Below are 3,474 nucleotides of genomic sequence, written 5' to 3' on the forward strand. Positions count from 1 at the left end.
TATTCCACTTCCCGTTGCCGGTCTCTTTGTTTATTACCATGGTACTTATGGGATTTTTTGTCATTTCAGGCGGGATTTCCGGTGCTGGCATGGTGGGAAAAATCAAATTTTTCCTGCTGTACGCCATCATGATCGTCTGCGCAACCATTGCGCTGATCAAAGGCGGAGGGGTCACCGGCATTACAGCCCAATTACCCAGAACCAGTGATTTTTTCAATTTCTTCTCCAATGGTATCGAAACAACGACTATCGATATTATTTCCATGATCACGGGCGTTTTATCCACCCAAATTTACTTGCAGGCTATTTTTTCAGCTAAAACCATACGGGAAGCCAGAAATGGTGCATTTCTTACTGCCATTGTCATCCCCCCCATCGGCATTTTAGGTATTATTGTGGGACTTTTTCTCAGGGCCAACTGTCCGGAACTTGAAGGCAACAGCGCCCAGGCACTGCCCTTTTTCTTTCAATATACTCTGCCCCCGGTCATGGCTGCTTTTTGCTCTGCCGTACTGCTTCTGGCAGTTCTGGGTACCGGCGCAGGCCTGATCCTTGGGGTTACCACCAATATTTATATGGATGGAATTCGGCGCTTGTTTACAAAAGAGCCGGATCACAGTCTAACCATTGTCAGGCTGTGTACGCTTGCGGTCCTAATTCTTTCGGGAGCTGTTGTTCTGGCTGGATTTAGTACAACAATTTTGCGCTGGAGTTATCTTTCCATGGGGTTCAGAGGGGCGTCTGTGTTTGCAGGATTATGTATTGTGGTGTTTACGGGACAAAAAAGTTTTTCTCCCATGGTACGGGGTATTCTATATTTTCTGCCGGTCGGTTACTTTATCCTGGCTGTGCTGTAAGGGACTTGAAAAAATAACGCCAAAATTTTAACAAAATAATCTTTTTTCTTTTATTTCGCCATTTCAGTGTCAATTTTTAAGCCATTGCCTTGACAATTCAGCAAAATTTACCCTAAAAAGGGTTAGCATACGGCCTTGGCCTTGAAATCCTGATCCTTATTTTAACAGACCAGACACTTCTATGGAGCGGATGTATGAAAAAATTTATCACCGGTGCCCTGCTACTACTTATTGGTATCTCGGGCTTTTCATTTAATTTCATGAATTTTTTAAACTTTGCGGCAGGACTGGTTCCTGTATTAATGGTTATTGGCGGTGCACTTGCAGTATATCTTGGCATTGAGGAACTCAAGCAATCCGACAATAGTGGCAACCAGGCAAAGGCGGAGCCACCTCAAACACAGCAAGAGGAACTAAACAAGGAAACCACCGGGAAATCAGAAAACCAGACCAAGCCGGTTCCTGACACACAATCAACCGACCCCGCACCGGAAACCCCAATAAAAACAGAAGAAAAAAGTGCAGACAAACAACAGGACGCACAGCCGGAGGAAAAAGCATCACCCCCTCCAATTTCCTCCTCTCAGGTTACGGAAACGCCTGCACCCGAAGAGGTGCTAGCGGCAGGTGCGCGTGTCCAATTTAAAGGGAATATCGAGACCCTGGTTTTCCACAGCGTAGCATGTAATTTTGCCAGCGGTAAAAACTGCAGCATGGAGTTTACCACAAAAGAAGAGGCTGACGCCCAGGGCTACAAACCCTGTAAAATCTGCATGTCTGACGCTTAAAAGTATATTCCCCTTTTAGCGGTGGCAAAAAGTCCATGGATTGGTTCAGGTTCCGGGCAGGTAATCTTCCCGTACCGGTGAAAAGACCTCAATGGCAACGCTGTCTTCCAGGACTTCAGCACGGTGCGCCACACCGGACTCAACGCACCAGGAATCTCCGGGTCCGGCATTGCTGCATTCACTTCCAATGTAAAGATTAATGCGGCCGGAAACAAGATACCCGGTCTGCTCGTGGGGATGGGTGTGGGAGGGGAGCAGAGCCCCTTTGGTCATTTTAAACCGGACCAGAAGCGTCTTATCCCCATACACCAGAGTTTTCATCTCAATGCCTTCAACGGACTCGGCATAACCGTTTTCATCATGAATTGCAAACATGTGCCCTCCTCATTATTTTGCTATGATCTTTTAAATGTTTACCAGGCCTGCTTTTACAACAAAAAAATGATATTCTGACATTATTGCCTAAAATTGCAATATTAAATAACTATTTACCCATACCTGGGCATTGAAGGACCTATGACCTGCCAACCATCAAAACAGCCGACAATTCTGGCACCTGCCGGGGATACTCACTCTTTTCTTGCTGCAATAGCGGCTGGTGCAGACGCGATTTACTGCGGCCTTAAAATATTTTCCGCCCGCATGGAAGCCGGCAATTTTTCCATTGAAGAACTGGCAAGACTGACCAAGCTGGCCCATTCAAAAGGGATTCAGGTGTATGTTGCCTTTAACTCCATAATTAAGGAATCCGAAACCGACAAGGTACTTCGTATTATTGACAAGCTGGCCCGGCATGCGGATGCCGATGCCCTGATTATCCAGGATACAGCCATGATCAGTCTTGCCGGGCAAGCTGGATTCAAAGGAAAACTCCACCTGTCCACCCTGGGCAACTGCACCCATCCTGCCGGACTTGAGGCCGCCCAAAAGGCTGGTTTTTCCCGGGTGGTGCTGCCCAGGGAATTCAGCCTTGATGACATCAGGGCCATGGCAGCGGCTGCACCCGAAACCATGGATATAGAGGTGTTTGTCCATGGCGCGCTCTGCTATTCCGTGTCAGGCCGGTGTTACTGGAGTTCCTGGTTTGGCGGCAAAAGTGCGCTGCGGGGTCGTTGCGTTCAGCCCTGCCGGCGGCTGTATGAACAAAATGGGAAAAAGGCCCGGTATTTCTCATGCCTGGATCTGTCAGCGGATGTACTGGCCAAGGTGCTCAAGGAGATTCCCAACATCAGTACCTGGAAAATTGAAGGCAGAAAAAAAAGCCCCCATTATGTTTACTACACGGTGATGGCGTATAAACTGCTCAGGGATGCGCCGGACCAGAAAAAACAGGCCCTATCGTTTTTAGAATATGCTTTGGGAAGACAGGGCAGCCATTACAACCTGTTATCCCATCGGATGTTAAATCCTCTGGAGCATGCGTCTGAAACCGGATCCGGCCTGTTTTTAGGCCGGATAAAGAATCCTGAAGATCCATATTTTATTTCAAGGGAGGCGCTTCTGCCGGGGGATCTGTTACGCATCGGATATGAAGAAGAGACCTTTCACCAAATCCAGAAGGTGACCCGGGCCATCCCCAAGAAAGGAAAATACTTTTTATCTTCCCCAAAAGGCAGGCGTATCAATAAAGGAACCTCTGTTTTCCTTATTGACCGCAGGGGACGTGAACTGGAAGAAAAATTATCCCGCCTTGGCGCCGAACTGGATAGAATTTCCAAAGTAACGATCAGGCCTTCAAATCTGTCCTCTACCCACAAAAATGCAGGCGGCAGAGTAAAATCATCAGTCCAGGCAAGTGGTCATAGAGGCAAAAAACAACCTGACATATA

Annotated in this window: 4 protein-coding genes; 3 read left to right on the top strand and 1 reads right to left on the bottom strand. The window is 47.5% G+C overall.

The features are described 5' to 3' along the window. Both AB7U36_RS20835 and AB7U36_RS20840 read left to right on the top strand, forming a co-directional pair. Positions 1 to 857, top strand: an 857-nt coding sequence (locus tag AB7U36_RS20835) for a sodium:solute symporter family transporter (protein ID WP_428161544.1), incomplete at its 5' end; no start/stop codon positions are given. A 194-nt stretch (positions 858 to 1,051) separates the two neighbouring features. Beyond that, entirely contained in the window at positions 1,052 to 1,645 is a 594-nt protein-coding gene (locus AB7U36_RS20840) for a hypothetical protein (RefSeq protein ID WP_428161545.1), read from the top strand. A 45-nt stretch (positions 1,646 to 1,690) separates the two neighbouring features. On the opposite strand, the gene AB7U36_RS20845 is transcribed toward AB7U36_RS20840, so the two are convergent. After that, positions 1,691 to 2,020 (bottom strand): cupin domain-containing protein, encoded by a 330-nt coding sequence (locus tag AB7U36_RS20845; protein ID WP_428161546.1) that lies wholly within the window; start codon positions 2,018 to 2,020, stop codon positions 1,691 to 1,693. 141 nt (positions 2,021 to 2,161) lie between these two features. Between AB7U36_RS20845 and AB7U36_RS20850 the strand changes: the two genes are divergently transcribed. Then, the coding region (locus AB7U36_RS20850) for a peptidase U32 family protein (protein ID WP_428161547.1) at positions 2,162 to 3,474 on the top strand (1,313 nt) is incomplete at its 3' end.

Source organism: Desulfobacter sp. (assembly GCF_050177295.1).